The sequence below is a fragment of the Bacillus methanolicus MGA3 genome, from assembly GCF_000724485.1.
Lineage (GTDB): Bacteria > Bacillota > Bacilli > Bacillales > Cytobacillaceae > Bacillus_Z > Bacillus_Z methanolicus_A.
Genome location: NZ_CP007739.1, coordinates 2,460,441 through 2,484,759, shown reverse-complemented (window position 1 = coordinate 2,484,759; position 24,319 = coordinate 2,460,441). Strand labels below are relative to the sequence as shown.

26 protein-coding genes and 1 other annotated feature are annotated in these 24,319 nt (G+C 40.6%); of the genes, 25 read left to right on the top strand and 1 reads right to left on the bottom strand.

The window, feature by feature from the left end:
* The first annotated feature begins 109 nt into the window (after window positions 1–109).
* From BMMGA3_RS12060 to pheA, 12 genes are all read left to right on the top strand, one after another.
* Complete coding sequence (locus BMMGA3_RS12060) at window positions 110–883, top strand: M23 family metallopeptidase (protein ID WP_003347655.1); 774 nt, start codon at window positions 110–112, stop codon at window positions 881–883.
* Window positions 876–1,748 carry a M50 family metallopeptidase gene (locus tag BMMGA3_RS12055; protein ID WP_003347656.1) on the top strand — a complete coding sequence of 291 codons (873 nt, stop codon included), beginning with the start codon at window positions 876–878 and terminating at the stop codon, window positions 1,746–1,748. The genes BMMGA3_RS12060 and BMMGA3_RS12055 overlap by 8 nt, the downstream gene beginning before the upstream one ends.
* Before the next feature lie 38 nt (window positions 1,749–1,786).
* Window positions 1,787–3,250 (top strand): Rne/Rng family ribonuclease, encoded by a 1,464-nt coding sequence (locus BMMGA3_RS12050; RefSeq protein ID WP_003347657.1) that lies wholly within the window; start codon window positions 1,787–1,789, stop codon window positions 3,248–3,250.
* Between the two features lie 142 nt (window positions 3,251–3,392).
* Window positions 3,393–3,471 (top strand) — a sequence feature (ribosomal protein L21 leader region).
* A gap of 13 nt (window positions 3,472–3,484) precedes the next feature.
* On the top strand, window positions 3,485–3,793 hold the full coding sequence (gene rplU / locus BMMGA3_RS12045; protein WP_003347659.1) for a 50S ribosomal protein L21: 309 nt from the start codon (window positions 3,485–3,487) through the stop codon (window positions 3,791–3,793).
* A 12-nt stretch (window positions 3,794–3,805) separates the two neighbouring features.
* Entirely contained in the window at window positions 3,806–4,135 is a 330-nt protein-coding gene (locus BMMGA3_RS12040; protein WP_003347661.1) for a ribosomal-processing cysteine protease Prp, read from the top strand.
* A gap of 15 nt (window positions 4,136–4,150) precedes the next feature.
* Window positions 4,151–4,441 (top strand): 50S ribosomal protein L27, encoded by a 291-nt coding sequence (gene rpmA / locus BMMGA3_RS12035; RefSeq protein WP_003347662.1) that lies wholly within the window; start codon window positions 4,151–4,153, stop codon window positions 4,439–4,441.
* Window positions 4,442–4,912: 471 nt separating this feature from the next.
* Window positions 4,913–5,098 (top strand): hypothetical protein, encoded by a 186-nt coding sequence (locus BMMGA3_RS17510; protein WP_003347276.1) that lies wholly within the window; start codon window positions 4,913–4,915, stop codon window positions 5,096–5,098.
* Complete coding sequence (gene ltrA, locus BMMGA3_RS12030) at window positions 5,040–6,299, top strand: group II intron reverse transcriptase/maturase (protein WP_038502383.1); 1,260 nt, start codon at window positions 5,040–5,042, stop codon at window positions 6,297–6,299. Before BMMGA3_RS17510 ends, ltrA (BMMGA3_RS12030) begins: the two co-directional genes overlap by 59 nt.
* Window positions 6,300–6,493: 194 nt before the next feature.
* Window positions 6,494–7,030, top strand: a complete 537-nt coding sequence (locus tag BMMGA3_RS12025) for a Spo0B C-terminal domain-containing protein (RefSeq protein ID WP_003347666.1) — start codon at window positions 6,494–6,496, stop codon at window positions 7,028–7,030.
* Between the two features lie 62 nt (window positions 7,031–7,092).
* Window positions 7,093–8,382 carry a GTPase ObgE gene (gene obgE / locus BMMGA3_RS12020; RefSeq protein ID WP_003347669.1) on the top strand — a complete coding sequence of 430 codons (1,290 nt, stop codon included), beginning with the start codon at window positions 7,093–7,095 and terminating at the stop codon, window positions 8,380–8,382.
* 23 nt (window positions 8,383–8,405) lie between these two features.
* Window positions 8,406–8,861: an ACT domain-containing protein gene (locus BMMGA3_RS12015; protein ID WP_003347670.1), complete on the top strand. Its 456-nt coding sequence runs from the start codon at window positions 8,406–8,408 to the stop codon at window positions 8,859–8,861.
* Window positions 8,862–9,120: 259 nt separating this feature from the next.
* Window positions 9,121–9,993, top strand: a complete 873-nt coding sequence (pheA, locus tag BMMGA3_RS12010; protein WP_003347672.1) for a prephenate dehydratase — start codon at window positions 9,121–9,123, stop codon at window positions 9,991–9,993.
* 51 nt (window positions 9,994–10,044) lie between these two features.
* Here pheA and BMMGA3_RS12005 read toward each other — a convergent pair whose 3' ends face one another.
* Complete coding sequence (locus BMMGA3_RS12005; protein ID WP_003347674.1) at window positions 10,045–11,184, bottom strand: IscS subfamily cysteine desulfurase; 1,140 nt, start codon at window positions 11,182–11,184, stop codon at window positions 10,045–10,047.
* Window positions 11,185–11,292: 108 nt separating this feature from the next.
* Here BMMGA3_RS12005 and nadB point away from each other — a divergent pair, with 108 nt between their 5' ends.
* From nadB to BMMGA3_RS11945, 13 genes are all read left to right on the top strand, one after another.
* Window positions 11,293–12,882 carry an L-aspartate oxidase gene (gene nadB / locus BMMGA3_RS12000; RefSeq protein ID WP_003347676.1) on the top strand — a complete coding sequence of 530 codons (1,590 nt, stop codon included), beginning with the start codon at window positions 11,293–11,295 and terminating at the stop codon, window positions 12,880–12,882.
* Window positions 12,851–13,687 (top strand): carboxylating nicotinate-nucleotide diphosphorylase, encoded by an 837-nt coding sequence (gene nadC / locus BMMGA3_RS11995; protein ID WP_003347678.1) that lies wholly within the window; start codon window positions 12,851–12,853, stop codon window positions 13,685–13,687. Before nadB ends, nadC begins: the two co-directional genes overlap by 32 nt.
* A gap of 12 nt (window positions 13,688–13,699) precedes the next feature.
* A complete protein-coding gene (gene nadA, locus BMMGA3_RS11990; protein WP_003347680.1) occupies window positions 13,700–14,806 on the top strand; it encodes a quinolinate synthase NadA in 1,107 nt (368 codons plus the stop codon).
* A 194-nt stretch (window positions 14,807–15,000) separates the two neighbouring features.
* Window positions 15,001–16,839 (top strand): SafA/ExsA family spore coat assembly protein, encoded by a 1,839-nt coding sequence (safA, locus tag BMMGA3_RS11985; protein ID WP_003347682.1) that lies wholly within the window; start codon window positions 15,001–15,003, stop codon window positions 16,837–16,839.
* The gene (locus BMMGA3_RS11980; protein WP_050943008.1) at window positions 16,829–17,803 is read left to right on the top strand and encodes a phosphotransferase; all 975 of its coding nucleotides are present in this window, start codon (window positions 16,829–16,831) and stop codon (window positions 17,801–17,803) included. The genes safA and BMMGA3_RS11980 overlap by 11 nt, the downstream gene beginning before the upstream one ends.
* Window positions 17,804–17,932: 129 nt before the next feature.
* The gene (locus tag BMMGA3_RS11975; protein WP_003347686.1) at window positions 17,933–18,700 is read left to right on the top strand and encodes a YhcN/YlaJ family sporulation lipoprotein; all 768 of its coding nucleotides are present in this window, start codon (window positions 17,933–17,935) and stop codon (window positions 18,698–18,700) included.
* A gap of 157 nt (window positions 18,701–18,857) precedes the next feature.
* Complete coding sequence (locus BMMGA3_RS11970; protein WP_003347688.1) at window positions 18,858–19,586, top strand: YebC/PmpR family DNA-binding transcriptional regulator; 729 nt, start codon at window positions 18,858–18,860, stop codon at window positions 19,584–19,586.
* A gap of 468 nt (window positions 19,587–20,054) precedes the next feature.
* Window positions 20,055–20,240, top strand: coding sequence for a hypothetical protein (locus BMMGA3_RS17500; RefSeq protein WP_003347276.1), 186 nt, complete (start codon window positions 20,055–20,057; stop codon window positions 20,238–20,240).
* Window positions 20,182–21,441 (top strand): group II intron reverse transcriptase/maturase, encoded by a 1,260-nt coding sequence (gene ltrA / locus BMMGA3_RS11965; RefSeq protein ID WP_003347278.1) that lies wholly within the window; start codon window positions 20,182–20,184, stop codon window positions 21,439–21,441. The genes BMMGA3_RS17500 and ltrA (BMMGA3_RS11965) overlap by 59 nt, the downstream gene beginning before the upstream one ends.
* A gap of 254 nt (window positions 21,442–21,695) precedes the next feature.
* Window positions 21,696–22,256, top strand: a complete 561-nt coding sequence (locus tag BMMGA3_RS11960; protein ID WP_004436010.1) for an intercompartmental signaling factor BofC — start codon at window positions 21,696–21,698, stop codon at window positions 22,254–22,256.
* 149 nt (window positions 22,257–22,405) lie between these two features.
* On the top strand, window positions 22,406–23,014 hold the full coding sequence (gene ruvA / locus BMMGA3_RS11955) for a Holliday junction branch migration protein RuvA (protein WP_004436009.1): 609 nt from the start codon (window positions 22,406–22,408) through the stop codon (window positions 23,012–23,014).
* 67 nt (window positions 23,015–23,081) lie between these two features.
* Window positions 23,082–24,095, top strand: coding sequence for a Holliday junction branch migration DNA helicase RuvB (gene ruvB, locus BMMGA3_RS11950; protein ID WP_004436007.1), 1,014 nt, complete (start codon window positions 23,082–23,084; stop codon window positions 24,093–24,095).
* A complete protein-coding gene (locus tag BMMGA3_RS11945; RefSeq protein WP_004436005.1) occupies window positions 24,079–24,285 on the top strand; it encodes a DUF2905 domain-containing protein in 207 nt (68 codons plus the stop codon). The genes ruvB and BMMGA3_RS11945 overlap by 17 nt, the downstream gene beginning before the upstream one ends.
* The last annotated feature ends 34 nt before the right edge of the window (window positions 24,286–24,319 follow it).

The window sequence follows — 24,319 nt, the reverse complement described above, 5'->3', positions numbered from 1 at the left end:
TGGAAACCGGGATATTCCCGGTTTTTTCTTTTTCCCTTATGGGCAGTCATTTTCTTAATGAACCACTCATACACTTGTACAAATTGTAAAAGTGATTGGTGGGGAGAAAATGGGTTCGAGAGCTGATGATATCCGGAAAAAAATTGCAAAAAGAAAAAAAGAGAGAGACCGAGCAGCCCGGGATTTTCAAAACCGTTTTTTCTTGGCTGAAGACGAAGAAAAACACGGCTTTGAAAAGCTTTCTTCTTTTGAGGGCGGACCGGAACAAGAAGATCACCCTCTTTTTCAAAAAGAGATCATCATGTTAAAAACTTTGTTTTCGGCTTGTTTAGTTCTGATTATTGCGATTATTTTTCGCAATCCATCTCAAGTGTTAGAACCGGCACGCCATTTTGTGAAAAATTCTATGGAAAAAGATTTTCAATTTGCGACTGTTTCTGACTGGTATGAAAAACAATTTGGAAAACCTCTTGCGCTGTTGCCTTTTACAGATAAGAGTAAGAAAAGCCAAACGGAATCAAATCAGAATTATGCTTTTCCAGCGTCCGGGAGGATACTTGAAGATTTTAATACGAATGGACAAAGGATAATGGTTGAAACCGGCAAAGGTGCGGTTGTAGAAGCAATGAATGAAGGGTATGTTCGGTTTGTGGGAGAAAAAGAAGGATTTGGCAAAACTGTGATTATTAAGCATGCCGATGAAAGCGAGTCGTGGTATGGCAATCTGAAAAATATCAATGTGGTCCTATATCAGTACATTGAAAAAGGCACGCCCGTCGGAACGGTTTCTGAAGGAAAAGACGAGAAAAAAGGGGCATTTTATTTTGCCATTAAAAAAGGGGATGATTTTATTGACCCAAATCAGGTGATCCGCTTTGAATAAAATCATTTCCTTATTTTCACATATTCACATTCATCCGCTATTGTGGTTCGTCATTGCAATTGCGGTTTTGACCGCACGTTTTATTGAGTTGTGTCTGCTCCTGCTGATTATTTTTGTTCATGAAATGGGACATGCGGCAGCAGCTTCGTTTTTTTCTTGGAGGATTAAGAAATTTTCTTTGCTCCCTTTCGGTGGTGTGATGGAGGTTGAAGAACATGGCAACCGCCCATTAATAGAGGAAGGAGCTGTTATTCTTGCAGGTCCTTTTCAACATTTTTGGATGATGGGCTTAGCTTTTCTTTTTTATAAACTTTCCTTGTTGCCTGATTATTGGTACGGTTTATTTATTCAATATAATTTTATGATTTTGATTTTTAATTTTTTACCGATTTGGCCGCTGGATGGGGGAAAACTCTTGTTTTTAATGTTTTCATTAAAGAGATCTTTCCCGGAGGCACACAAAATTACTTTACTCATTTCAATTTGCTCCATCGTTCTTTTTACCTTTATCACTTTAATGACGGCTCCTGTGAATTTGAATGTTTGGATCGTTATTGTTTTCTTGGCATATTCCGTTTACAACGAATGGAAGCAAATGCGGTTTGTATTTATCCGTTTCTTACTGGAAAGGTATTACGGAAAAAATAGTGATTTCCGTTCTTTAAAGCCAATTATAGTCAGTGAAGATGAATTGGTTATCAAAATTCTGGAACGGTTCCAAAGGGGATGCAAACACCCGATTATTATTGAAAAGAATGGGAAGGAAAAGGGGTCTCTTGACGAAAATGAACTGCTTCATGCCTATTTTACTGAAAAAATGACTTCTGCGAAAGCTGGAGATTTGCTTTACACTTATAAATGGTAGAATAATCATGATCAGGATTAAAGCGAGGAAACATGTTGATGAAATTAATTGTCAATAGTCTCACGAGAGAGAAAAGGTTTGCTCTTCTTAACGGACAAACAGTTGAAAAATTTTTTATCGAGCAGCCAAGAAGCCATTCAATTGTTGGTAATTTGTATCTTGGGGTTGTTTCAAAAGTTCTACCGGGAATGAACGCCGCTTTTGTAGATATTGGCGAAGAGAAGTCAGGTTATTTACATAGAGATAAATTGCCGGCGTTTGTACTATCGGATGAACCAAAAGAGGTGCGGAACAATCGTTCTATTTCTTCTTTTGTCCACCAGGGTGAAAAAATTCTCGTTCAAGTGGAGAAAGATGCTACTGGAACGAAAGGGCCGAGGCTAACCGGAATTATCGAGCTTCAAGGCGAGTATATGATCTATATGCCAAATGGCCGGTATATAGCAGTGTCAAAAAAGATCGTTGATGAGAGAAACAGGGAACGATGGAGACGGTTTGGAAAACAAATTAAAGCAGAAAATGAAGGGCTGATTTTTAGAACCAGTGCAGAAAATCAAACAGAAGATGTGATTGCTAGTGAACTTGAGGCTCTTAGAAACATGTATAAGGAGCTCGAAAGGATTGCTGCCTCCAGGAAAAAACCTTCGCTTCTCTTTGAAAAAGATCTGTTTTATAAACAATTGATTTCGGAAATAAAAACGATTGGCACAGGAGAAGTTATTGTTGATGATATTCTTCTAAAGGACAAAATCGAACGGTATGTTAAAGATGCAAAAATCAATGTGAATGTGGCGCTTTATACAGGCAAGGAAAATATATTTAACGCCTGGGACATTGAACATCAGATAGAAAAAGCTTTAAAGCGGATTGTTTGGCTTGATAATGGGGCCTACTTGATTTTTGATGAAGCCGAGGCGCTTACTGTCATTGATGTAAATACAGGGAAATACTCAGGCAAAAATGATTTGCAAGATACGGTTGTTTCTGTGAATTTAGCAGCTGCAGAAGAAGCTGCACGCCAAATAAGGGTGCGGGACATAGGCGGAATAATATTAATTGATTTTATTGATATGAATAGAGAGGAAGACAGGGAGCGGGTTCTTCAGAAAATGCAATCCGAGTTAACAAAAGATGACAGAAGAACAAAAGTAATCGGGTTTACTCCGCTAGGAATTTTGCAGCTAACAAGGAAGAAAACGAAGGTGGCTATATCAGAGGCTTTAACCGCAAAATGTGTTGTATGTGAAGGAACAGGCAGGGTATTAAGCCCTGAAACAGTTGCTTTTCGGCTTGAACGTGAACTTTGGGAACAACGGCATTCTGATTATGATGGTGTGTTAATTGAAACAACTAAAGAAGTAGCCGATGTTTTTGCGGGTGAAAATAATATTCACCAAATCCGGCTTGAAGAAATGCTTGGATTGAAAATAAAATTCGAGATAAAAGAGGATTCTCCGAAACCTTTTTATCACATCCGCCGTTTTGAGAGGCTGACTCATTAGACTCTGACTTCCACCAACAACGACTATTTATAGAACGTGCTTTATTAGATTGGAGGGGTCTAGCCCCTTGTTATAAAGTCAGCCATTCTCTTGACACTTAATAAGAATCGTGATAGTATTTTCATGTTATGTTTGTAGCGCACCCGTGCTACAACCGCACAGAACAGGTTTTAAGTTTTTGCTGCTGCAAAACGCCTGTGATGGCGAGTCTTAGTCTATAAGGAGGTGCATTTCATGTACGCAATTATCGAAACTGGCGGTAAGCAAGTTAAAGTAGAAGAAGGCCAAACAATCTACATCGAAAAGCTTAACGCCGAAGTCGGCGAAACAGTTACTTTTGATAAGGTTCTCTTCGTAGGCGGCGATCAGGTAAAAGTAGGAAGCCCATTAGTTGAAGGCGCTACTGTTACAGCAAAAGTTGAAAAACAAGGCCGTCAAAAGAAAATTATTGTTTTTAAATACAAGGCGAAGAAAAACCAACGCAAAAAGCAAGGTCATCGTCAGCCTTATACAAAAGTTGTGATTGAAAAAATCAATGCATAAGGTTTTTAACCGATGATTAAGATTACGATTAATCGTACAGAATCCGGACAAATTCAATCATTTACAATGAGTGGACATGCCGGATTTGCCGAGTATGGCAATGATATTGTTTGTGCAGGAGCTTCTGCTGTATCTATCGGAGCTCTTAATTCAGTGATTGCGTTAACAGGTATTGAACCTGTCATCGAACAAGAAGAATCCGGCTTTCTTCGATGTGAATTTCCAATGGATCTCCCAAAGGAAACACAAGAGAAAGTGCAGCTTCTTCTTGAAGGCATGGTTGTTTCATTGCAAACGATTGAAAGAGATTATGGAAAGCATATAAAAATTACCTTTAAATAGCGGGAGGTGAAACAAATGCTACGATTAGATCTTCAATTTTTCGCTTCTAAAAAAGGAGTAGGTTCTACAAAGAACGGACGCGATTCAATCGCTAAACGCCTTGGTGCTAAGCGTGCGGACGGTCAATTTGTAACTGGTGGTTCTATTCTTTACCGTCAGCGCGGTACGAAAATCTACCCTGGTGTGAACGTTGGCCGCGGCGGCGACGACACTCTATACGCGAAAGTTGACGGTATCGTTAAATTCGAGCGTTTAGGTCGTGACCGCAAGCAAGTAAGCGTATATCCGGTTGCTAAAGAAGCGTAAGCTAATGAATGAAAACTCTAACCGTATAGGTTAGAGTTTTCTTTTTGTGCGCCCGGCATGGGTGTAATCTATAGGGTGCAAGTCCCGAGCTGTGAAGGCAGAAGTAGCAGTTAGCATAACGCAAGGGTGTCCGTGGTAACGCGGAATCTGAAGGAAGCGGACGGCAAACTTCCGGTCTGAGGAATACGAACTTCATATAAGGCTAGGTATCACTGGGTGAGTTTGCAAAACAAAACAAAGCCCTTTCTGCCGAAGGTGATACAGAGTAAATGAAGCAGATAGATGGAAGGAAAGATTACACTCTTACCCGGGGAGATCTGACTGGCACGCCAAGTAATCTTGGTAACCTATCTAGCGATAGATAGCTGAGCAGTCAGAAGTCAGCAGAGGTCATAGTACTCTTTCGAGCTCGAGACGAAAGAGGAAGGACTGAACAATTAAGGAGAACGAAACACTACGCGTTCATCTTCTGTGTTGAAGCAGACAATCCGGCAGGACTTACTTGAAGGAGGAAGTGGTGAATCCCACGGGGGACTTCAAGAGGGTGGAGCAGAAGATGGCACAAATAGAGGGATTCGTTCACGTGGAGAGGATATCTATGTTGATGGAACTGATTTTGTCACGGGAAAATCTCCTAACGGCATTAAAACGAGTTGAACAGAATAAAGGAAGTCACGGAGTAGATGGCATGCCCGCAAAAGACCTACGGAGACACCTCTATGAAAACTGGGACTCCATTCGACAGTCGTTAAGAGAGGGAACCTACAAACCCTTACCCGTTCGTCGAGTCGAAATCCCGAAACCGAACGGCGGAGTAAGACTTCTAGGTATCCCCACCGTGACTGATCGTTTCATTCAACAAGCGATCGCCCAAGTGTTAACGAGAATCTTCGATCCGACCTTCTCTGAACATAGCTACGGCTTTCGCCCAAGCCGCAGAGGACATGACGCGGTCAGGAAAGCAAAGGGCTATATCAAAGAAGGATATCGCTGGGTGGTCGATATAGACTTAGAGAAATTCTTTGACAAGGTGAACCACGACAAACTGATGGGGATCTTGGCGAAAACGATCGAAGATCGGATTTTACTTAAGTTAATCCGCCGGTATCTTCAATCAGGCGTGATGATAAATGGAGTGGTAATGGAAACAGACATGGGAACGCCACAAGGTGGACCGCTTAATCCACTATTATCAAACATCATGCTTCACGAGTTGGACAAGGAACTTGAGAAACGTGGACATAAATTTGTACGGTACGCGGATGACTGTAATATCTACGTGAAAACAAAGAAAGCAGGAATTCGTGTCATGAACTCCATTACTAACTTTATCGAGAAGGAATTAAAGCTCAAGGTAAATAAAGAGAAATCGGCGGTACACCGTCCTTGGAAACGGAAGTTTCTCGGTTTTAGCTTTACACCAAACAAAACACCCAAGATACGGATGGCGAAAGAAAGTGTGAAACGATTCAAGAACAAGATCCGTGAAATCACATCCAGATCCAAACCGTATCGAATGGAGGAAAGAATTGAGAAACTGAACATGTACCTAATGGGATGGTGTGGATATTTTGCCTTGGCAGATACACCAAGCAAGTTCAAAGAATTTGATGAATGGATAAGACGAAGACTTCGAATGTGTTTATGGAAAGAGTGGAAAACGCCGAAAACAAGAATTCGGAAACTTAGAGCATTAGGTGTTCCAAGTCATAAAGCAATCGAGTGGGGCAATACACGCAAGAAATACTGGCGGATTGCCTGCAGTCCCATTCTACACAAAACCCTCGATAACTCCTACTGGAGTCATCAAGGGTTAAGAAGTCTATTCGAGAGATATCATTTTCTACGTCATACTTAATTGAACCGCCGTATACCGAACGGTACGTACGGTGGTGTGAGAGGTCGGGGGTTAGTCACCCCCTCCTACTCGATTCTTTTCGATAGGAACAATTTTGGCGTTTTAGTGTAAATTTGCTTACGCATTCACACTTTTTTGATATACTATCAGCAAGCAGTCTTCTGTTACTTAATAACTGTTTAGGGGTTTTTTTCATGAAAAAAGACTGGAATACTGTCGAGGTGCTTCGGCATGTCCGGCATGATTGGTTAAATAAACTTCAATTAATAAAAGGAAACTTGGCATTGAACAAAATCGACAGGGCCAAGGAAATTATTAATGAAATTGTTAATGAAGCACAACAGGAGGCAAAGCTGTCCAATCTTGAAATGACTGAATTTGCATCTCTCCTTCTTACACATAACTGGGAAAATCATGCCTTTCAACTTGAATACGAAGTGATGGATAATATGGAAACGCCAGCCGTGAATGATCAATTAATGACGGAATGGACAAGATCGTTTTTTTCGTGTTTAAACAACTCAATTGAAGCTTTCCACAACAATCTTTTGTCCGTTTCCATTGAATCTGGTGAGAAAGGCACTCGATTCTTTTTTGATTTTAGGGGGAATATAACAGATAAAGAAAAAATTTCAGCATTTCTGGCTGAAAAAAACTCATCTTTGCATGTTGAGGTTCAGGAATTCTCTGACCAGGTACTATCACTGGTTGTTTTTTTGCCAAATACATAGGGAATGTTATAGAAAAGAAGGATTCACGTCTAAGGAAAAGTCAACTTTATGGAGGATCAAAAATGTTTGTCGATCAAGTAAAAATATATGTAAAAGGCGGGGACGGCGGCAATGGAATGGTCGCTTTCCGCCGGGAAAAGTATGTGCCAAAGGGAGGTCCCGCTGGCGGAGACGGCGGGAAAGGTGCAGATGTCGTTTTTGAAGTTGATGAAGGCCTGAGGACGCTAATTGATTTCCGGTATCAGCGGCATTTTAAGGCTCCGCGCGGGGAGCATGGCATGTCTAAGAACCAGCATGGAAAAAATGCGAAGGATATGATTGTAAAGGTACCGCCTGGAACAGTTGTTACCGATGTAAAAACCGGGGAAGTCATTGCTGATCTTACAGAACATGGCCAGAGGGCAGTTATTGCCAAAGGGGGAAGAGGCGGTCGGGGGAATACCCGGTTTGCCACCCCGGCAAATCCTGCTCCTGAACTTTCCGAGAATGGTGAACCGGGACAGGAAAGGGAAGTTATTTTGGAATTAAAGCTTTTGGCAGATGTCGGCCTTGTAGGTTATCCAAGTGTCGGTAAATCGACTCTTCTTTCCGTCGTTTCATCAGCAAAGCCTAAGATCGCAGAATATCATTTTACAACCATCGTGCCGAACTTGGGTGTCGTTGAAACAGAGGATGGCAGAAGTTTTGTCATGGCAGATCTCCCGGGCTTAATCGAAGGGGCGCACTCAGGCGTCGGCCTCGGTCACCAATTTTTAAGGCATATTGAAAGAACAAGGGTTATTGTTCATGTGATCGATATGGCTGCGATGGAAGGGCGCGATCCATATGAAGATTATGTAACGATTAACAATGAACTAAAAGAATATAATTTAAGATTAACGGAAAGGCCGCAAATTATTGTCGCCAATAAAATGGATATGCCAAATGCAGAGGAAAACCTTGCTGAATTCAAGAAAAAGTTAACGGATGATTATCCGATATTCCCAATTTCTGCAATAACAAGACAAGGTTTACGGAATCTATTATTTGCGATTGCCGATAAACTTGAAGAAACTCCGGAATTTCCTCTTCTGGAAAAAATAGAGGAGACCGGAGTGCACAGGGTTCTTTATAAACATAAAGCAGAACAGGAAGAATTCACGATTACCCGTGATCCAGACGGAAGCTTCGTCCTTTCTGGCGAGAAAATCGAACGCCTCTTTAAGATGACCGATTTCTCAAGAGATGAATCTGTTCGCCGCTTTGCCCGCCAGCTCCGAAGCATGGGTGTTGATGATGCTCTGCGTGAAAGAGGAGCAAAAGACGGAGATACAGTTAAGCTGTTCGATTATGAGTTTGAGTTTATTGAATAGCTCTTGATTGACGGGGTGGAGAAATGAGACATGATAAATTCGATAAAAAATTTTATTTAGTCCGTGAGGATGTTCTGCCGGAAGCGATGAAAAAGACCCTTGAAGCAAAAGAAATGATTGAAAGGGGAAAAGCTGAGTCAGTCTGGGAAGCTGTTCAGCGCGTTGATCTAAGCCGAAGTGCTTTTTATAAGTACAGAGATACAGTCTTTCCTTTCCATACAGTTGTGAAGGAGAAGCTGATCACTCTGTTTTTTCATCTTGAAGACCGCTCCGGGACGCTTTCGCAGTTATTAAGCGTTGTGGCTTCGGCTGGATGCAACGTTCTTACGATTCATCAAACGATTCCTTTGCAAGGCAGGGCAAACGTCACTTTGTCGTTGAATATTACAGAAATGGAAATTGAAATTGATGAACTTTTAACACGGCTTCGCCGGCTTGAGTTTGTAGATAAAGTTGAAGTGCTGGGATCAGGTGCGTAAAAACGGCTGCGAGTTTCCCAGCTGTTTTTTATTTTATTTTATTCGAAAAGATGACATTTCTATTTTTGATAGCGCAGCTCCGCCCCTTTTCCACGGCAATATACTAAGTTAATGTGGAGAATAATTTGAATTTTTACTTTATTAAAGTGATGAAGTGATGTATTGTTTATAAAAAAGGATTTGCTAAGATTGAGGGTCAGACCCTCAATGTTTCGTAATGAGGGAATGTCCCTCCATTTTGTCATGGGAGGAGATTTTGTTGAGAGTTGGTTTTTTGGGGCCGAGGGCAACATTCACGGATATGGCAGTTAGAGAAATATTTCCGAGCGCAGAATCTATTCCTTTTCAAACAATTCCGGAATGTATGGACGCAGTTGAAGAAGGGAAAACGGATCTGTGCCTCGTTCCGCTTGAAAATGCCTTGGAAGGATCTGTTAATATCACACTTGATTATTTAATTCATGAAGTAGAGCTGCCAATTATCGGCGAAACAACCATGCCGATACGTCAGCATTTTATGGTACATAAAGCAAATCAACACAGATGGAAAGAAATCGAATTGATCTACAGCCATTCACATGCCATTGCCCAGTGCCATCGATTCTTGCACCAGCAATTTAAAGGAGTTCGCTGTGAAACGACAACGTCTACAGCTGCAGCTGCCCAATATGTCAAAGAACATCCCGAAATAAGGGCGGCCGCGATTGGAAATGCACTATCAGCAAAAGAATATGGATTAATTATTGTAAAAGAAGACATTCATGATTTCGGACACAACCATACACGATTTGTAATTTTATCAAAAAATAGTGATGATAAACCTGATATAAAACGTGTTCCCGACAGTTTTAAAACAACAATAATGGTTACTTTGCCATCAGACCAGGCAGGAACTTTGCATCAAGTTCTATCTGCATTTGCATGGAGGAAGCTGAACTTGTCAAAAATTGAATCCCGCCCGATGAAAACAGGGCTTGGTAATTATTTCTTTATTATTGATATTGAAATGAAAATGGATGATGTATTGATTCCGGGTGCGATCGCAGAACTTGAAGCTCTCGGCTGTAAAGTAAAGGTGCTTGGAAGCTACCCTTCTTTTCAACTGAAAAAAGCAGCAAAAGGATCCCTTTAGCGGATCCTTTTCTTTTGACTAAACTTTATGTTGAATTAAGAGACCATCTTATTAAACCCCTGCTTGACGGACAATTTGGACAATGGTTTGTCCTAAAGACTCGACATCTTCCTCGGTTGTTTCTCTTCCAACTGAAATACGAATAAATTCCTTCGCTTCTTTGTTATCGATTCCGAGTGCTTGCATCGTTTTAGAAGGAGACTGCAAGCCTATCTGGCACGCTGTTCCGGTCGAAATGGCATATCCCCGGCGGTTGCACTCAAGCATCACCCATTGTCCTTCTAACCCCATTAATCTCAACCCAATAATGGATGGAAGCTGCATATTCGAATCATTTGCTTCATAAATGGTAATTCGGTCGCTAATCTCTTTTACAGAATGTTTAAAAGCATCTCTCAGTTTTAAAAACTTTTTAGCATATTCAGTTTGGTTAGCATATGATTTCTCCGCGGCGGCAGTCATAGCCGCAATTCCCGGTACATTAACGGTTCCAGGTCTGAAACCCCTTTCATGAACAGCCCCTGGATAAAAAGTTTTCCACGCTAAATACGGATTGACATAAACAGCTCCAACGCCTTTTGGACCGTAAAACTTATGACTTGATATAGAAAAGCTGTCCGCCCATTTATTTATCTTGTCTAATTTAATTTTTCCAAACGTCTGGACACAGTCAGTGTGAAATAAAATTTCGTATTGTTTACAAAGCAAGCCAATTTCCTCAATCGGCTGAACGGTTCCAATCTCTGGATTTGCATGATGAATTGTGATAAGGACTGTATCCTCTCTTATCGCAGCACGTAAGTTTTCAAGGTCAATAATCCCTTCTTTGTTAAAAGGAAGGTAGGAAATTTCATAGCCATCTTTTTCAAGTCGCATTAGTGAGCTATGAATGGATGAATGCTCGGCTTGGCCTGCAATAATATGCCGACCCTTTTTTCTTTTTGCCGATAATAGTGCATGAATGGCAAGAAAATTGCTTTCAGATCCACCGCTTGTAAAATAAATTCCTTCTTTTTCAACGTTTAGAAGCTGGGCTAGCCTCAAACGGCACTGATCAAGTAAAGCAGAAGCATTGCTGCCTATATCATGGAGACTTTGTGTATTTCCAAAATAATTTTGCGAAGCTTTTAAAAAAATTTGTGCTGCTTCCTCATCAAGAGGACAAGTAGCGGCATAATCAAAATATTTCATGATTTTTCCCAACTTTCAAACTTTTAATTGTAAAAAATACTTGTCAATATATTAAATCTATGTAAATATAAGTGTCAAGACACCTGTTTAAAGGAAGGTGAAAAATGGATGTGTTTTTCAGATGTAATCATTATCGGAAGTGGCGTGGCAGCATTACAGCTGGCAAGAAACCTTCGATCTGAAATAAATGTAAGAATAATTACAAAGTCGCATGTAAGAAACGGAAACTCTTATCTTGCGCAAGGTGGAGTTGCAGCTGCTCTAGGTGAAAAAGACAGCCCATATCAACATTATGTCGATACCATTAAGGCTGGAAGGTATCATAACGATCAAGATGCCGTTTTCAAGATGACATCAGAAGCACCGGAATTAATTCAAAATCTTTTTGCTTCGGGCTGTTCATTTGATATGAATGAACGTTCTGAATTGCTTCTCGGCATGGAGGGAGCACACAGCGAAAAAAGAATCGTCCATGGGGGCGGTGATGCAACCGGTAGTAGAATTATAGATTTTTTGTTAAGCCAGTTGAAAGAGAATGTGTCTATTACAGAAGATGTGTTTGTTTATGAGTTGCTGATAGACAAGCATTCAAAACGGTGCATTGGAGTAAAAGGAAAAGACAAACAAGGAAACATTGAATATTTTTATGCGGATCGTATTGTAATCGCTACCGGAGGGTGCGGTCAACTTTACAGCTTTACATCAAATGCCGAAACAGTGACAGGAGACGGATTGGCTCTTGCCTATCGAGCCGGTGCAGAACTTGTTGATATGGAATTTGTTCAATTCCATCCAACGCTCTTGTTTAAAGATGGAAAAACTCGAGGACTTATATCCGAAGCTGTTCGTGGAGAAGGAGCAAAGCTTGTAACAAAAGACGGATTTCCACTTATGGACGATGTTCATCCCTTAAAGGATCTTGCACCGCGCCACATTGTGTCTCAAACAATTTATAATTATTTAAAAAAAGGGGAACAGATTTTTCTTGATATTCGAATGATCAGCAATTTTGAGAAGCGGTTTCCTACGATCACATCCTTGTGCAAACGAAATGGAGTTTCTATTAAGGATGGTTTATTGCCTGTAGCACCTGGGAGCCATTTCTTAATGGGAGGAATAAAGACGGATCTTTACGGGCGTACAACTGTTGATGGCCTTTACGCAATTGGAGAGGCAGCATGCACTGGAATACATGGAGCCAATAGGTTGGCAAGCAATTCTTTGCTTGAAGGTCTAGTGTATGGAGAACGTCTTGCACGTCATTTAAATAGCGAGAAGTCTGCAAAAACGAACTCACAACTTATTCCAAGAGAGTTCAAGTCCAATTTAACAACAGATTTGAGTTTGCCTCATATTCAAGAAATGCAAGCAAGAATGATGGATAATACAGGGATTGTAAGAACACACGAGACATTATCCGAACAGAAGCGCTGGCTTGAATCTTTTAATATTGACAATTGGTATTATGCCAATTTAGACGAATTGCCGACTGAAGAAATCACGAAAGTATTTATGCTTATTACATCTTGGCTGATTACCGATTCGGCATTAAAAAGGACTGAAAGTCGCGGCGGCCATTTCCGAAGTGATTATCCGTATGAGGATGATCTTACTTGGAAAGGCAAACAAATCATTCAACGAAGAATATGGGAAGAGGACGAAAAAGATGAACCAATTAAAACTGCGGTTGCAACTTGAACAATTTTTCCTTGAAGACATTGGAGACAGAGATGTAACAAGTGACCTTATTTTTGGAAACCGCCGAGACGGAGAGATCGTGTTCTTGGCAAAGGAAAACGGGATTTTTTGTGGAGAAGAGATAATCCGTACAGGTTTTTCTTTACTAGATCCCGCATCGAAAGTAGAAATGTTTACTAGAGATGGAGCTCTTATTGAGTCCGGACAGAGGCTGGCAACCGTTTCGGGCAATATTTCCGCCTTGTTGAAAGGTGAGCGGGTTGTATTAAATCTTATTCAAAGAATGAGCGGAATTGCCACAAAAACAAGAGAAGCCGTTTCAATCTTAAATAGCGACCATACAAAAATCTGTGATACGCGCAAAACAACTCCCGGTTTGCGAATGTTTGAAAAATATGCAGTTACCTGCGGCGGCGGCTACAATCACCGCTTTGGCTTATATGATGCAGTCATGATTAAAGACAATCACATTGCTTTCGCAGGTTCAATCACAAATGCAGTAGCAACTGTAAAAGAAACCCTCGGACATATGGTAAAAATTGAAGTAGAGACTGAAACGAAAGAACAAGTTATTGAAGCCGTTAAAGCAGGTGTTGATGTGATTATGTTTGATAATCGCCATCCAGATGAAATCAAGGCATGGAAAAAATATGTGCCGGAACATATCATAACGGAAGCATCTGGAGGAATAACGCTAGAAAACCTAGCTGCTTATCGCGACACTGGAGTCGATTATATATCTCTAGGATTTTTGACTCATACGATAAAATCGCTTGATATAAGTGTTAAAGTAAACGTTTTCTAAGGGGGATTTACGGTGAATATCTTAGATGCAGTTCAAACAAAGGGGAATATGATTCCGGATCGATACCTAAACATGACTGTTTCCGAACTTGAAGATCGGGCAAGGGCAATTAAAAGTAAATTGGGAAGCAAACTGTTTATTCCCGGTCATCATTATCAAAAAGATGAAGTCATCCAATTTGCTGATGCGACAGGAGATTCCTTACAACTAGCACAAATATCTGCTGAAAATAAAAGCGCTGAATTTATCATTTTTTGCGGAGTTCATTTCATGGCTGAAACAGCGGATATTTTAACATCAGAAGACCAAAAGGTATACTTGCCTGATATGCGAGCTGGCTGTTCCATGGCCGATATGGCTGATGTCTATCAAACGGAAAGAGCATGGGCAAAATTAACCGAACTGTTCGGAGATACCATTTTACCATTAACTTATGTCAATTCTACCGCAGCTATTAAAGCATTTGTAGGGGAAAACGGAGGAGCAACAGTAACTTCATCAAATGCTGAAAAAATGGTGAAATGGGCGTTTGAACAAAAAGAAAGAATACTCTTTTTGCCAGATCAGCATTTAGGAAGAAATACAGCTTATAATTTAGGGATAAAATTAACTGATATGGCGGTATGGAATCCTATAACGGATTCTCTTGAATACGAAGGTGAATTAGAGAACATTAAAGTAATTCTTTGGAAAGGACATTGTTCTGTCCATGAAAACTTTACAGTTCAAAATATTAAACAAGTCAGAGAACAATATCCTGACATGAAGATTATCGTTCATCCAGAATGCAGAAGAGAAGTGGTTGAATTATCGGATGACGCAGGTTCCACGAATTATATTATTAAGACGATTGAACAGGCAGAAAAAGGTTCAGCTTGGGCAATCGGTACAGAACATAATCTTGTTAACCGGCTAATTCAGCAGCATCCTGACAAGCATATCATTTCTTTAAATCCATATATGTGCGCATGTTTGACAATGAATCGAATCGATCTGCCACATCTTGTATGGTGCTTAGAATCGATCGAAAACGGTGAACAACACAATATTATTAAAGTAGAGGATTCTATTGCTGTTAAAGCAAAACTTGCTCTTGATAGAATGCTTGAGCTGTCCTAATAAAGAGGCTGCCCCATAAGTGCCAGGCACTTATGGGGCAGCCTTTTTTATCGGTATTTAAAGCCCTCGTATAACATTTCAAGTCCTAAAATCATATTTTGCTTCATAAGTGCATAAGTTTTTGTGTAGATTGTTAGCAATTTGCCCACTTTGACATACAATGTATGGACTTATGCCATAGGAGGGAAATCAGAGTGAAAATCCATATCGTTCAGAAAGGGGACACTCTTTGGAAAATCGCCAAAAAGTACGGCGTAAATTTTGAAGAGCTGAAGAAGATAAATTCACAGCTCAGCAACCCTGATATGATTATGCCAGGTATGAAAATAAAAATTCCAACAGGAGGCGGAACAGTTAAAAAGGAAGCTCCGATGACTGGAGGAAAAAAAGAAGCATATATCAAAATGGGTCCAAAGAAGGAAAAGCCAATCACTGAGCATCCGTTTGCAAAAGAGAAACCGAAGCCTTTGCCAGTTGTAGAGGAGCAGCCGCAGGTAAAGCCTAAAGAAGCACCAAAACCACCTGCACCGAAACATGAAATACCAAAAATCGAAAAGCCGAAACCCGTTTCACCGATACAGGAATTTCCTAAGGTAGAAAAACAAATGCCAGTTTCACCAATACAGGAAAAGCCGAAATTAGAAAAGCCAAAACCCGTTTCACCGATACAGGAGTTTCCTAAAGTAGAAAAGCAAATGCCCGTTTCACCGATACAAGAATTTCCTAAAGTGGAAAAGCAAATGCCCGTTTCACCGATACAAGAATTTCCAAAAATCGAAAAGCCGAAAACACCTTATTCTCCAAAAATGCCTCAACCAGTCATCCCAGAAATAGTCATGAATAATTCCTTTACGCAGAATATGGCTGATATGTCTTTACAACAGCCTACACCACAAATTCCGCCCAAACCTGATAACATTTTTCCAGGGATGATAAAAGCCGAAACTAGTCCGTATATGAAAGAAGAGGAGTCTCCTCTTGAATCGCCAACACAACAAGGAGGTTATCAGCAGCCAATGTATCCATATCCGCCAAATTATTATCCAGTTTCACCTGCATTGCCTGGTACAGGATATAATTATCCAGGAGGTTTTCAGCCTCAGCAATCACCTTACCCTTATGTGCAGGGGGTGGCAACTATGCCGATGCATCAAATGCCTTCTTATACATCGCCTGCTGCCCAAATGCCAACACAACATGGCATGATGCCTGAATTTGAAAGCATGGATTTTGACGAATCATCTCCATTTATGCATGAGATGCCTTCTGTACAGGGAACTATGGATTATCAGGCGCCATTAATGCCACAAGTTCAAGGAGCAACGGAATATCCGGATATGGGGGCCCAAATGCCTCATCAAATGCCAGCGCAGATGCCGGCTCATCAAATGCCTCATCAAATGCCAGCGCAGATGCCGGCTCATCAAATGCCTCATCAAATGCCAGCGCAGATGCCGGCTTATCAAATGCCAGCACACACAATGCCGGCTTATCATATGCCGTTTGGACCATGTCCGCCTATTGCTGTTTCACCTGTAATGCCTGGTCCTGGATTTGGACATTGCTATCCTTATGGACCGGTCCCATATGGATATCCGTCAATGCCTCAAGTGCAAGGAGCAATGGATTGCCAAATGCCAATGCCGCAAGTTCAAGAAGAAATGGATTATCAAATGCCAATGCCTCAAGTTCAGGGAGCAATGGATAATCAAATGCCGATGCAACAAGTTCAAGGAGCAATGGACGTTCATGAAAAGACGGCGCAAATGCCGCATCAGGCACCTATTCAGGGAGTGAAAGACACTTCCCATGATTGCGGATGTGGAGGATCAGGATCACAGGGAGTTCCGTACGGCCCTATGTACGGACCCGCGCCAGGAACCACACCAATTTATACGCCGCCTCATAATGTCCAGCCATATGGGTTTGCCCAGCCTCCATATATGAATTATGGTTACGGTCCTGGCCAAATGGGAAGCGGTCCTTACGGATTTCCGAGAACGGAAGATGAAAGCAGTGAATATGAAGGGTAAGGCCGGAGGAGACGATGTTTTCAAAAATCGTCTCCTCACCTATTTGAAAAAACAAATTCCATTTAAGATTAAAGAGTTTATTCCTATCCGAAAGCATGTTTATTATGTAAAAACTGATGAAATACAATTCATTTTAAAAGGCTATTCTAAACTTAAGCGCTTAAAACTTCAAGAAGCTTTTACTGATTCACTAAAAAAGGAGGGGTTCTTAAATACCTATTCTTTTTATTCATTTACAAAAGAAAATACATTATATTTTGAGCAAAAATATTACGGATGCTTAGAATTCATCGAACCTCATTCAGAAGTTTTTTCTTTTCGCAATCATAAAAACAGGAGTGAAGGTCTAACTCTGCTTTGTGACTACCACCTAGTAACATCGTCGCTCATAAAACGCTACGAATCGATTCTGCCTTCTTTTCACCTTCTGGAGAAATGGAAAGAAAGAACGGCTTTATTTTCGGAGAATCTTTCAGTTGTAAAATATTTTGTTGCTGACAACATTATACATGAATTATTGGATTGGGCTAATTTTTCTTTATATCATCTGGAAAAGGAATATGATTTTTTTCACTCATCCCCTAATGTAATTCTTCACGGTGATGTTGCCCATCATAATTTTATCCGAACAAAAAATAATAAATTGTATTTAATTGATTTTGATTTAATCAGCAAAGGCCCTAAAAGCACAGATATTCTGCAATATGCAAACAGAATTTTACCCTTTTTAAACTGGTCAGTACAGGAATTAATGGTTTATCCAGAAATAAAAGAATTTGTAAAGGAAAAAGCGTTTCTTTATGCATTAATGTTTCCGACAGATATTTTTCGTGAATGGAATCGATTAGTAAGAGAAAAGTGTATAGACAACCATATTAAAGTTAGACAGGTCTATAATATGACAATTGATCAATTCCATTTGCGGCAGCGTTTTATGAATGAAGTAAAAAAGATGGTAAAATGAAGGAGAATTTTTCGAGAGCATCTTCTAAATATAATTGGACTTAACTGTCAGAATGAAAAGTCCTCAGCGCTCACACTATAAAAATGAGCATATTTCTTGCTCATGATGTTAGCGAAGGGGGTTTTTCGCTTGAACAAAAAAATTTTCATCGTTTCCTTTGCCGCTCTTTTAACAACAGGGCTTACCGGCTGCGGAAACAATGATAAAGCTGCCTTACAAGACCGGTATACAAACCAAGTACAGCCAATGGGGTATTACTCAAATGAAAATCATGAACGTGGAAATGGAAATGTCAAAATTCTAAACGATAATGATGGACCGATTACGGAGATGATGGATCATACCTTTGGTGCTGAGGGACGGAATGCCCGCAGGGAACAAATTAGAATGCTCCAAGTTAAAGACGAGAATGGAAATCCGCCAAATCCATCTGCTCCGCTGGCAAATTACGACCGAAATTTTTTCGAGCGCGACAATCGATTCAGCAGGAGCGACGCTAATTATCATGGACATTTAGATGATAACACTCGTCAACCGAGCAGCTCATACTATACAGCTTATGAAGGGAAACTTGCCGAAAAAATCGGGGATGTTACGGCATCTGTTCGTAATGTGGAAGATGTCCGTTCCGTTGTCTATGGCAGTGATGTTTTAATTGCAGTCGATTTAACTGATTACAGCAAAGAAGAAGAAACAAAGCGAAAGATTCGTCAGGCTGTTCAGCCTTATCTAAAGGGAAGATCTTGTACTGTAGTAACTGATGAAGGAACTTTCAGCCGAATTCGCAACATTGACAATGATCTTCGTGACGGCGGCCCACGTGAACATATCGACATTGATATTAAAAACATGTTCCGGTCGATGAAGAATCGCTTTCAAAATGGTAATAACGATTGAACGAAAAGAGCAGAGCTTTCAGGCTCTGCTCTTTTTTATAAAAAATCTCTTCCCGCCCGTCCTTTGTATGATGGAAGGGCAAGTGTATCGGTCTGTTATTCTGTTTGGAATTATGATATATTATATAAGGATTTTGAAAGATGAGAGGGGATTTAGGATGGCAGGACATTCTAAGTGGAAAAACATTCAACGTCGGAAAAATGCGCAAGATGCAAAGCGCGGGAAAATTTTTATGAAGTTTGCAAAAGATATTTATGTTGCAGCTAAAAATGGCGGAGGCGATCCTGCTACAAATCCGAGTTTGCGTTTAGTTATTGAAAAAGCGAAGGCAGTTAATATGCCGAATGAAAATATACAGCGTGCCATCAACAAAGCAACTGGAGTCGGAAGCTCGGCAAAATATGAAGAAATTGTTTATGAAGGTTACGGCCCAGGCGGAGTGGCTGTCATGGTTCAATGTTTGACGGATAATAAGAACAGAACAGCTTCTAATATTAGGCTTGCTTTTTCGAAAAATGGCGGAAATCTTGGTGAAAGCGGCAGCGTTTCATACATGTTTGACCGAAAAGGGTATTTGGTTATTGACCGGGAAGAGTTAGAAATCGATGAAGATGAGATGCTCCTGCAAGCAATCGAAGCCGGGGCTGAAGAAATGGAAACAAGTGATGAAGCTTTCGAAATTTACACTGATCCTGATCAATTCATGGAAGTAAAAGAAAATTTAGAAAAAGCAGGCTTTACGTTCGAGGAAGCTGAAATCACGATGATTCCTCAAACCTATACACAGTTAAATGAAGAAATGGCAGCGAAAATGGAAAAATTGCTCGATATGCTTGAAAATGATGAAGATGTACAGGACATTTATCATAATTATGAAGAAGCTTAACAAATACAAGCAGTACACCATACGGTGTATTGCTTTTATCTTTGTGCGCCCGGCATGGGTGTAATCTATAGGGTGCAAGTCCCGAGCTGTGAAGGCAGAAGTAGCAGTTAGCATAACGCAAGGGTGTCCGTGGTAACGCGGAATCTGAAGGAAGCGGACGGCAAACTTCCGGTCTGAGGAATACGAACTTCATATAAGGCTAGGTATCACTGGGTGAGTTTGCAAAACAAAACAAAGCCCTTTCTGCCGAAGGTGATACAGAGTAAATGAAGCAGATAGATGGAAGGAAAGATTACACTCTTACCCGGGGAGATCTGACTGGCACGCCAAGTAATCTTGGTAACCTATCTAGCGATAGATAGCTGAGCAGTCAGAAGTCAGCAGAGGTCATAGTACTCTTTCGAGCTCGAGACGAAAGAGGAAGGACCGAACAATTAAGGAGAACGAAACACTACGCGTTCATCTTCTGTGTTGAAGCAGACAATCCGGCAGGACTTACTTGAAGGAGGAAGTGGTGAATCCCACGGGGGACTTCAAGAGGGTGGAGCAGAAGATGGCACAAATAGAGGGATTCGTTCACGTGGAGAGGATATCTATGTTGATGGAACTGATTTTGTCACGGGAAAATCTCCTAACGGCATTAAAACGAGTTGAACAGAATAAAGGAAGTCACGGAGTAGATGGCATGCCCGCAAAAGACCTACGGAGACACCTCTATGAAAACTGGGACTCCATTCGACAGTCGTTAAGAGAGGGAACCTACAAACCCTTACCCGTTCGTCGAGTCGAAATCCCGAAACCGAACGGCGGAGTAAGACTTCTAGGTATCCCCACCGTGACTGATCGTTTCATTCAACAAGCGATCGCCCAAGTGTTAACGAGAATCTTCGATCCGACCTTCTCTGAACATAGCTACGGCTTTCGCCCAAGCCGCAGAGGACATGACGCGGTCAGGAAAGCAAAGGGCTATATCAAAGAAGGATATCGCTGGGTGGTCGATATAGACTTAGAGAAATTCTTTGACAAGGTGAACCACGACAAACTGATGGGGATCTTGGCGAAAACGATCGAAGATCGGATTTTACTTAAGTTAATCCGCCGGTATCTTCAATCAGGCGTGATGATAAATGGAGTGGTAATGGAAACAGACATGGGAACGCCACAAGGTGGACCGCTTAGTCCACTATTATCAAACATCATGCTTCACGAGTTGGACAAGGAACTTGAGAAACGTGGACATAAATTTGTACGGTACGCGGATGACTGTAATATCTACGTGAAAACAAAGAAAGCAGGAATTCGTGTCATGAACTCCATTACTAACTTTATCGAGAAGGAATTAAAGCTCAAGGTAAATAAAGAGAAATCGGCGGTAGACCGTCCTTGGAAACGGAAGTTTCTCGGTTTTAGCTTTACACCAAACAAAACACCCAAGATACGGATGGCGAAAGAAAGTGTGAAACGATTCAAGAACAAGATCCGTGAAATCACATCCAGATCCAAACCGTATCGAATGGAGGAAAGAATTGAGAAACTGAACATGTACCTAATGGGATGGTGTGGATATTTTGCCTTGGCAGATACACCAAGCAAGTTCAAAGAATTTGATGAATGGATAAGACGAAGACTTCGAATGTGTTTATGGAAAGAGTGGAAAACGCCGAAAACAAGAATTCGGAAACTTAGAGCATTAGGTGTTCCAAGTCATAAAGCAATCGAGTGGGGCAATACACGCAAGAAATACTGGCGGATTGCCTGCAGTCCCATTCTACACAAAACCCTCGATAACTCCTACTGGAGTCAACAAGGGTTAAGAAGTCTATTCGAGAGATATCATTTTCTACGTCATACTTAATTGAACCGCCGTATACCGAACGGTACGTACGGTGGTGTGAGAGGTCGGGGGTTAGTCACCCCCTCCTACTCGATTAGAGGGCCAGGCCCTGCGGCGAATTAAAAAACGCATTAATGCGTTAATAGGTGGGGCCTGACCCTCATTATGTTGTCCGGACCTGACCAAAGGAATAAACTTGAATAAAATGGTGAGACTATTGGTGTATAAATTGAAAAGCGGATGGGAATTCCGTATCTTAGATGAGGTGATCATTTATGAGAACCAAATGGACGATGATCGTGTTCACTTTAATAGTTGTATTCACTTCTGAACTTTATATCCCGCAATTTGGAGGGCATGTGGACGGATTAGCATCTGCTCAAGAAACAGAAAAAACGGAAAATGAATTTTACAACTCTTACCCTGTCAAAGTTACGGTCATTTTAGAAAGAAAATATTTAGATGGGGAAATAAGCGAAGAAAAAGTAAACGAAACGATTTGGTCGATGCAAGATTTTTTGGCAAAATATAATCAATGGCATCTGCTGGATATGTCGGAAAATAAAGTAGTTTTCCGGCAACAGATTGACGATATTTCGCCTTTGCTAAAGTCAAATGGGTATTTTGGAATTACAGATGATGGAATTTTAACAATCTATAATGGTAAACCCGGGCATTCAAAAATTATTCAATCATTTTTTCAAATTGATTTAGGGAAATTAGAGAGCACAAAATGGGAGCAGCTTAAACAGGGGATTCCCATTAAAACAAAAGACAGGTATGAAGAAGTACTTGAATCATTTAAAAATTATTCAAAAGAAGGAAATCAATCATAAAGAGGGGCTGACGATCCATGTCAGCCTCTTTCCTGCGATCTTTTATTACCGTTATATAGAAATAGATTAAAGGTAAACACCCATTTTTTTCGTATCAGTAAAAATTGTATGATACAATGAGGTACAGCAAAACAGGGGAGAGAAGGTCATTGTTTGAATTTATTAAAGGAACGGTTGAATTCGTCGGACCTGAGTATATTGTTATCGAAAATAACGGCATCGGGTATCAAATAGCTACTCCGAATCCATTTTTATATTCAAAAGAAAGCGGAAAAGAGGTTTGCGTCTTTACCTATTATTATGTAAGACAAGATATAATAGCTTTATACGGTTTTCGATCAAGGGAAGAAAAAACACTTTTTACGAAACTTCTAAATGTTTCCGGAATAGGTCCGAAGGGAGCCCTTGCGATTCTTGCTTCTGGTGAGCCGGAACAGGTTGTTCAGGCAATTGAAAATGAAAATGAAGCTTTTCTTGTAAAATTCCCTGGAGTTGGTAAAAAAACAGCAAGACAAATGATACTAGATTTAAAGGGGAAACTGCATGATCTTGTGCCTGATTCCATTCCAAATTTGTTTACTCCTGATGATAAACAGCGGTCACTAGGCTATTCGGCAGAATTTGAGGAAGCTGTACTCGCTTTAAAAGCACTTGGGTATTCGGAAAAAGAAATTAAAAAAATTTCTCCAGAATTAAAAAAGGAAAAGCTTTCAACAGAACAATACATAAAAAAAGCTTTGCAAAAGCTCTTAAAATAAATTTTGTTAGCAAGGATCATTCAGCCTGATAAAGCCAGTATGAAGTGAATTCAAAAGGGTGATACGGATGGAAGAAAGGATTATTTCTAGTAAAGCCGATGTTCAAGATATGTCTTTTGAACTCAGTCTACGTCCGCAAACGTTAAAACAGTATATTGGCCAAGATAAAGTAAAAGCAAACTTGGAAGTTTTTATTGAAGCAGCCAAGCTCCGCCAGGAAACATTGGATCATGTCCTTCTCTATGGTCCGCCCGGACTTGGAAAAACAACATTGGCAGCCATTATTGCCAATGAAATGGGAGTCAATTTTCGGACAACGGCAGGCCCTGCGATCGAAAGACCCGGCGATTTGGCAGCCATTTTAACTGCGCTTCAGCCAGGCGATGTTCTTTTTATTGATGAAATTCACAGGCTGCCGAGATCGATCGAAGAAGTATTATATCCGGCAATGGAGGATTTTTGCCTTGATATTGTCATTGGAAAGGGACCAAGCGCCCGCTCCGTCCGCCTTGATCTTCCACCGTTTACGCTGGTTGGTGCTACTACGAGAGCTGGTTCTTTGTCAGCGCCCTTAAGAGATCGATTTGGGGTTCTCAGCAGATTGGAATACTATACAGAAGAGCAATTAAAAGATATTGTTATGCGAACCTCAGAGTTGCTAGAAACCAAAATTGATCACGAAGCTGCGAGAGAGATCGCCAAAAGATCAAGAGGAACACCAAGAATTGCAAACAGACTTCTAAGACGTGTAAGGGATTTTGCCCAAGTAATAGGAAACGGCTCCATCAATGCGGAGCTTGCCGAGAAAGCATTAGAATTAATGCAGGTAGATCGTCTTGGCCTTGACCACATCGACCATAAATTATTAAAAGGGATTATCGAAAAATTCAGGGGTGGCCCGGTCGGCCTTGAAACGATTGCAGCAACAATTGGTGAAGAACCGCATACAATTGAGGATGTTTACGAACCTTATTTATTGCAGATTGGTTTTCTTCAAAGAACGCCAAGGGGAAGAATGGTTACAGAATTAGTTTATCGCCATTTTAAAATGGAGGTGCCAAGAAGTGACAGGTTTGTCTAAAATGCTTATGCTCATTGGTGGTATTATTTTTATAGGCGGATTTTTGATGCAATTTATATCAATTGGAAAACTACCGGGAGATATTATTATTAAAAAAGGAAATACAACGTTTTACTTCCCAATTGCAACGTCAATCTTATTAAGTGTATTACTTTCTGCCATTTTTTACTTTATCGGACGTTTTCGGTAAATAATATTATAATTTCATGAAAGATTTAAGGTGA